This window comes from Roseitalea sp. MMSF_3546 (genome assembly GCF_030732865.1).
Classification (GTDB): Bacteria; Pseudomonadota; Alphaproteobacteria; order Rhizobiales; family Rhizobiaceae; genus Roseitalea.
This window is the reverse complement of sequence record NZ_JASHKB010000051.1, coordinates 1-6924: the sequence shown is the minus strand read 5'-3', so window position 1 is coordinate 6924 and position 6924 is coordinate 1. Positions and strand designations below refer to the sequence as shown.

Here is a 6924-nt window from a genome sequence, read left to right as displayed (position 1 = left end):
CGCTGGAACCCGGCGGGCGGTTCCTGTTCACCGCGCCGCGCCAGGTCTGCGCCTGGGACGATGTGCTGACCGGCCGGCGGTCGGCGTCGCTGGGCGCGGAGGAATATGGCCGCATCCTCGACGCGGCGGGGCTGGACGTGATCGCCGAACATGTCGATGAGGGCCAGAACAACTATTTTGAGGCGCGCAAGCGCACGGCCTGACCGGGCTGCAAGGCTTACTGCGGAAACGCTTCGGTGAGATTACGCTCGCTTTCGGCATCGACAGGAAACAGCAGTTCCATCCTCAGATTCGCTAGCGTCAGGTCGTTCGCCGTGTGAAAGGCGCCCTGGATGGACACCAATTCAATTCGGTGACCATCGAGCGACAATTCAGTGTTTATGGCGGCGGGTGCCGGTGTGACCTGAAACTTCTCAAGACCCGAAGCTGCTAGATTTTCTGCTATCTTTAGTGTGTCGGCGTCATTGCGACGGTGGGCTTCGCCCTTCAGCCATTGAGCGAGATGAAGCGCGGTCTCCCGCCAATTGACGATCGCGCCACCCATGGTCGGATCGCGCGCGATTGCGGCGATCAGGTTGTCGCCTACAGAGATGCCAAGACGGCGCAGCAGTTGCTTCCCGACATCATTAGCGCGAACGATCTGCCAACCGGGATCAAACAGCCAGCCCGGGTATGGATCGTGGCGCTTGAGGAGGCGATCGACGGCATCGATGAACGGAGCGAGTTCCGCACTACTGATGGTTCGGCTTTCATACATCGGCGCGAAGCCAGCCGCCGCCAGCCACTCGTTGCGAGCGTTGGCGGGTACGGTCAGAGCATCGGCGAGTCGAAACACCATGTCTCGGCTGGGCCTCGATTTGGCGGTCTCGAGGTAGGAAATGTGGCGCGTTGAAACGTCGGCGGCGAGCGCCAGCGCCATCTGGCTCATCCGCCGCCGGGTTCGCCATTGCTTCAACAACCGGCCGAATTCACTCAACTCTGCTAACTCCATTCGGATGCGAACAGCCTGCATTTTTGAATGCTATAACTCGTGAGGTTATTGATTCCAGTACTTCTTGCGGATGACCGTGCCAAAAAACACTGAAGCCCGCCTGGCCAAGTGCGGCTGCATCCATCCCATGCCTTTCGCCAGGAAGTCAGACACCCTCGAACGAGAAAGCACACCCCAATGCGCCTTTACCTGCTCCACTTTGGCACCATGCAGCCGGGTGGCATTCCCGTCTGCGGATACCTGATCCAGGCGGATGACGGGACGAATGTGCTCGTCGATACCGGTTGGCCACGGTCCTACGTGACCGACCCCATGCACCCGCCCGGTCTGACGCTCGAAATTGCCGAAGAAGACACCGCAGCCGCCCGGCTGGGCAGTATCGGGCTGACCCCTGGCGATATCGATCTGCTCATATGCTCCCATCTCGACGACGATCACTCGGGCAACCATGATCTGTTCACGGGCGCCGAGTTGATCGTCCAACGAAAGCATCTTGAACTGGCCCGAAGCGGTCACCCGCGCTTCGCCAGAAATCGGGATGCTTGGGACCATCCCGATCTTCGCTACCGCATGATCGAGGGCGACAAGGAAATCCTGCCGGGCGTGGAGGTGATCGAGACCAGCGGTCATGTGCCAGGGCACCAGTCGGTGCTGATTCGCCTGGCGGAAACCGGACCCGTGATCCTCGCGATTGATGCGGTCATGGATCAATCAATGGCCGACCCCGACGAAAGGGAAATCTGGCTCACCGACTGGGCCGAAACCCCGGAAGATGAAGCACAGATCAGAGCGAGCACCCGAAAATTGGCGCAGGTGGCGTCACAAGAGCGCGCAGCGCTCACGATCTATGGGCATGACGCAAGACAGTGGCCGACGCTTCGGCACGCCCCGGCCTTTTATTCCTAGAGGCGACATGGTGTGATTGCGGCGGTCGCTCTTCTGGTGGCAAACGAGGATCCTTGACGGGGCTGCGCGGGCGATCGCGCTATCGGTTCAGACCCAGCTTGTCCTTTACTCCTGACCTTGCGTCATTGCCGGGCTTCGAAGTCCCGGCCGGTAGCCCGCACCGCGAACCGAAGACGCAACTGTGAATGTCGACCCATGACCACCAACCCCGTTTCATACATCGAGATTCCCGTCCAAGACCTCGATCGCGCGACAGCCTTTTACACTGCCGTGTTCGGCTTCGAACTCGATCGCGCAACGATCGACGGCTATGAGATGGCGCTGTTCCCGCATGCCGATGGCCGCCCCGGCGCGAGCGGCGCACTGGTCAAGGGCGATGTCTACGAGCCGTCCAAAGCCGGGGCGATCGTCTACTTCTCCGTCGCCGATATCGACAGGGCATTGGCCTTGGCGGCGGAAAACGGCGCGCAGGTGCTCTATCCGAGGAAGCACATCGACGATCAGGGCTTTGTTGCCGAAATCGAGGATAGCGAGGGCAACCGTATCGCCCTTCATCAAGGTGCCGGGTCCTAGCGCAGCTTGCGATGGGAACACCTGAGGCGACGTTGCATGATGATCTCCATCTCGGTTTGACGATCGTGTACCGGACGCGAATGTGGGAGCCTCATCTCGGGGAACGCTTGGTCATGATAACTCTGCTGATGTAGGGGCTGAGCACAATGCGAAGCGCGCGGCAGTCGCGTTCGATCGCTCCTGTTCTGAAAGGTTGGCCGCTCATTCGCGGCCCCGCATTTGCTTGCGGGGTCGATCAAGAAGACCGCGATTTTGCCGCGATCAGTCGATGCGACGACTTAGTAGTGCTGTTACGCGCTAGGACAAGGTAACGGCGGATCGGAGCTGTCAAGATCGGTTCAGCGAAACGAAGCGGACACGCAGAAAGCGCTCTCCAACGTCGGCCGATAGAGGGACCGGTAGGTGCCTAAACGATTGATCGGACGGAGACGCCGGTCACTGTTGCATCAACACCCCGGCAGTGGCGTCGATCTCCGTCGGTGCTCCGATCAAGACAGCTCTCGCGTCCGCGTCATGCCCAATGGGAAGGCCGCCGAGCACAGGGACGCCAAAGCGACATAGATGTTGGCGTAGCAGCTCGATCGCATCAAGAGGCGGATTGGCAGGCGTCCCTGTGATGTGGCCTATGGCGATACCAGCGACTCCGTCGAAGTGGCCGGCGCGCGTCAACATGGTCAGCGCTCTGTCGAACTGACCGATGCCGAGGCCCGCCGACTCGATCAGGAGGATTGCGCCTCGCAGCGATGGCAGCGCCCAGCCAGCTGCCGTGGCAATCATGTCGAGGTTACCGCCGACGAGCGGTCCATTCGCCCTGCCGCTCGTCGAGAGCGCGGCGGAAGGAAGCGTCGCGTCGGAGTGGACTAGGTGACGATCATTCCCCATGAGGAGCGCGTGCAGAGAAGCGGCCGCCCCACCACTGAGGTTCTCGTCAGCGTCGCACTTCAAGGCCCCATGCACTCCGATTGCGGCGCACTCCCGAAAAAGAACAAGGTGCAAGAGGGTGATGTCGCTGAACCCTATCAGCGGCTTCGGGTCCAAACGGATTCGATCGAAGGCCAGCCGATGGGCGATGCGGTAAGAGCCTTTGCCGCCGCGCGTTGCAAACACGGCCCGGACATCGCGATCGAGCAAGGCGTCTTCGAGGTCGGACAGACGATCATCGTCAGTTCCGGCAAGATAGCTGAACTTGTCAAAAGCGTGGGTCGCAATTTCCACGCGTAGACCCCACGACTTGAGCATCTCCGCACGGCGCTCGACGCCCGCCGTCTCCGGGGTGCTCGCCGGTGACACAAAACGCACAAGATCGCCCTCGTTCAAAATGGCCATGAGCTCCTTCTAGTTGGCCGACTTGTGCTGTCCAAGTTCGCTGGTCGGCAAACCGAACCCACTCAACAGCTTTGGAAGCGGACCTGAGCAATAGAGGCTCGGCTCGTCGCACTGGACTCGACGCGGCCGTTAGCTCGCAGCACGATCCTTGATCTCTTCCGACACGTCCTTCGTCAATGTGTTGCCCTTCGCCAGTCGCCGACCGAGCGCTTCAACGAACCCCGCATAGCGTTCGCGCCCCTTGGCCTGCGCGGCGTCCCGCATCGTATCGGGCAGCGGCGGTGTCGTGGTCAGCCAGAACTTCACGAACAGCGCCAGGGCTTCAGTGGAGATGGTGAGATCGCGCTCCAGCCGTTCGATGGCGCGGGTCAGCCGGTCGAGCCGGCGGACGATGGCGGCCTCGCGCTGATCGGCCCCGTCAGGTGAGAGGTAGGAAGCGAGCGCGGCCTCGACGATCTGCGACTTCGACACCTTGCGCCGCGCCGCGAGGTTTTCCAGCTCGGCGGTTAATGCAGGATCGAAATAGACGTTGAGGCGGTCCTTCTTCATCCCGCTCCCTCTCAAAGCTCGATGCCGTCGTCGGGATCGAGCGAGGCTTGGCGCGCCACGCCTCGGAAGCGGTCCTGAAGCTGCTTCGCGCGCTGGGCATCGTCATCGGGTTCGTCATCCAGCGCGGCGAACTCCTCGCGCGCGGGCGCCGGACGTTCCGGCGCGATATCCTCGTGTTCCGGGATCTCGGGCTCGCGGCGGATGCCGCCATCGGAATCCTCGTCGTCCGTCGCCTTGCCCGACGCGTTGGCAAGGTCTGGTGCGATGGGCGCAACGGAGGACCAATCATCGGGTTTGAATGCCGCCGGGCCTTCGATCACTCCCTTCGAGGCTGGCGGTGGCAGAATGCGCGCCTGTAGCTGCGGATCCTTGAAGTAGCGCGCCTTCTGCGCCCGGAGCGGCGGCGCGCCGGAGACCAGCACCAACTCCTCATGGGGTGGGAGCTGCATGATCTCGCCGGGCGTTAGAAGCGGCCGCGCCGTCTCTTGGCGGCTGACCATCAGATGGCCAAGCCAGGGACTGAGCCGATGACCGGCATAGTTCTTCATCGCCCGCATCTCGGTCGCCGTGCCCAGCGCGTCCGAGACGCGCTTGGCCGTGCGTTCGTCGTTCGTCGCAAAGGCGACGCGGACATGGCAGTTGTCGAGGATGGCGTTGTTCTGGCCGTAGGCTTTTTCGATCTGGTTGAGCGACTGGGCGATCAGGAAGGCCTTCAATCCGTACCCCGCCATGAAGGCGAGCTGGCTCTCGAAGAAATCGAGCCGGCCGAGCGCGGGAAACTCGTCGAGCATCAAGAGCAGCCGGTGGCGGCGCTTCGCATGCAGGTCTTCCGTCAGGCGGCGGCCGATCTGATTGAGGACGAGGCGCACAAGCGGCTTGGTGCGGCTGATGTCTGACGGCGGCACGACGAGATAGAGGGTCGCCGGTCTGTCGCCTTCGATCAGGTCGCGGATGCGCCAGTCGCAGCGACTAGTCACCTTGGCGACGACGGGATCGCGATAGAGGCCGAGAAAGCTCATGGCGGTCGAGAGCACGCCCGAACGTTCATTGTCAGACTTATTGAGAAGTTCGCGCGCCGCCTGGGCGACGACCGGATGCGGCCGGTCTCCCAGATGCGGCGTCTTCATCATCGCCGTCAGCGTCTCCTCAATCGGTCGACGGGGATCGGAAAGGAAGGCGGCGACGCCGGCGAGCGTCTTGTCCGCCTCCGCGTAGAGGACGTGGAGGATCGCGCCGACGAGGAGCGCATGACTGGTCTTTTCCCAATGGTTCCGGCGTTCGAGCAGACCTTCGGGATCGACCAGGATGTCGGCGACGTTCTGGACGTCGCGCACTTCGCTGTCACCGCGCCGGACTTCGAGCAGCGGATTGTAGGCGGCGCTGTCGGCATTGGTCGGATCGAACAGCAGCACCCGGCTGAACCGCGACCGCCAGCCGGCGGTGAGCTGCCAGTTCTCGCCCTTGATGTCGTGGACGATTGCGGAACCCGGCCAGGTCAGGAGCGACGGCACGACCAGCCCGACACCCTTGCCGGATCGTGTGGGCGCGAAGCAGAGCACATGCTCGGGACCGTCGTGCCGGAGATAGTTTCGGTCGAACCGGCCGAGCACCACGCCGTCAGGGTCGAGCAGACCGGCCGCCGCGACGTCCTTCGTCTCAGCCCAGCGCGCCGAGCCGTATGTTGTGACGTCCGATGCCTCGCGGGCGCGCAAGATGGAGAGGAAGATGGCGACGACGATCGACATGATGCCGCCGGTGCCGGCGATGATCGCGCCTTCGACGAACACCCGCGACGCATAGGCGTCGTACCAGTACCACCACCAGAAGAAGGCGGGCGGGATGTAAACCGGCCAGCCGAACAGAGAGAACCAGGGCTCGCCCAGTTCGGGCTGTAAGCCGAGCCGCCATGCGGTCCACTGGGTCGCGGCCCAGACGAAGAGCAGCGCGACCAGGCTGACGATCAGTATCTGACCCCAGAGGATCTTGGTGGCGGGGGATTGGACGTCGCGTTTCGTCATGGGGTTTTCTCCGGTCGGTGGCTCAAAGCGTCAGGCCGCGCTTGCGGCCGAGCGACCAGTCGACGCCGCCGCCCGGGGTCATCGTGCCAGTCACGCTCTGGCCGAGATGTTTTTCGAGTTGCGGCTTCCAGGGCACGAGTTCGAAACCCAATCCGTTGTCGAGCATGGCGAAGCGGCCCGAGGCGAGATCGAGGCGCTGGCGATAGACGCCGGCGACCGTCTCCCCGTCGCCGCTCTTCTGGCGCTTCAATCCCGTCTCGGATTCCAGCTTCGCGGCGGCGGCAGCGAGGTCTCGCTCGCGCAGCGTCTTCAGAAGATCGCGGGAGAAGCTGACGCGGCCGCCTTTGCGGGCCGCAAGACCCTCCGCCGCCAGATGATCGATGCGCCGTTCGAGGGCGACGGACACCTCGGCGCCGAAGCCCACTTGGCTGAGCGGCGCGCGCTCGCGTGCGAACTGCAGACGGTCGAGCCAGGTCGCGCCGTCGGCAGACACCTGCGCGTCCAGCGTCAAGTCGGATCGTCCGACCAAAGAGAGGCGCGGACGGTCGCTCTCGCGCGATC

General features: G+C 63.1%; 7 protein-coding genes and 1 pseudogene. 3 read left to right on the top strand and 5 right to left on the bottom strand.

The window, feature by feature from the left end; all coding sequences use genetic code 11:
• A pseudogene (locus RBB34_RS19625) lies at positions 1-203 on the top strand (hypothetical protein); the annotation flags it as partial.
• A 14-nt stretch (positions 204-217) separates the two neighbouring features.
• Here RBB34_RS19625 and RBB34_RS19620 read toward each other — a convergent pair.
• Entirely contained in the window at positions 218-976 is a 759-nt protein-coding gene (locus RBB34_RS19620) for a helix-turn-helix domain-containing protein (protein WP_306120938.1), read from the bottom strand.
• 192 nt (positions 977-1168) lie between these two features.
• Between RBB34_RS19620 and RBB34_RS19615 the strand changes: the two genes are divergently transcribed.
• Both RBB34_RS19615 and RBB34_RS19610 read left to right on the top strand, forming a co-directional pair.
• Positions 1169-1897, top strand: coding sequence for an N-acyl homoserine lactonase family protein (locus tag RBB34_RS19615; RefSeq protein WP_306120937.1), 729 nt, complete (start codon positions 1169-1171; stop codon positions 1895-1897).
• 195 nt (positions 1898-2092) lie between these two features.
• On the top strand, positions 2093-2470 hold the full coding sequence (locus RBB34_RS19610) for a VOC family protein (protein ID WP_306120936.1): 378 nt from the start codon (positions 2093-2095) through the stop codon (positions 2468-2470).
• Positions 2471-2905: 435 nt separating this feature from the next.
• Here the strand turns inward: RBB34_RS19610 and RBB34_RS19605 are convergent, their stop codons facing one another.
• From RBB34_RS19605 to RBB34_RS19590, 4 genes are all read right to left on the bottom strand, one after another.
• Positions 2906-3796, bottom strand: coding sequence for an LD-carboxypeptidase (locus RBB34_RS19605; protein WP_306120935.1), 891 nt, complete (start codon positions 3794-3796; stop codon positions 2906-2908).
• A 129-nt stretch (positions 3797-3925) separates the two neighbouring features.
• Positions 3926-4345: a CopG family transcriptional regulator gene (locus RBB34_RS19600; RefSeq protein WP_306120934.1), complete on the bottom strand. Its 420-nt coding sequence runs from the start codon at positions 4343-4345 to the stop codon at positions 3926-3928.
• Positions 4346-4356: 11 nt separating this feature from the next.
• A complete protein-coding gene (locus tag RBB34_RS19595; RefSeq protein WP_306120933.1) occupies positions 4357-6363 on the bottom strand; it encodes a conjugal transfer protein TraG in 2007 nt (668 codons plus the stop codon).
• Between the two features lie 22 nt (positions 6364-6385).
• On the bottom strand, positions 6386-6924 hold a 539-nt coding region (locus tag RBB34_RS19590), incomplete at its 5' end, for a DUF3363 domain-containing protein (protein WP_306120932.1).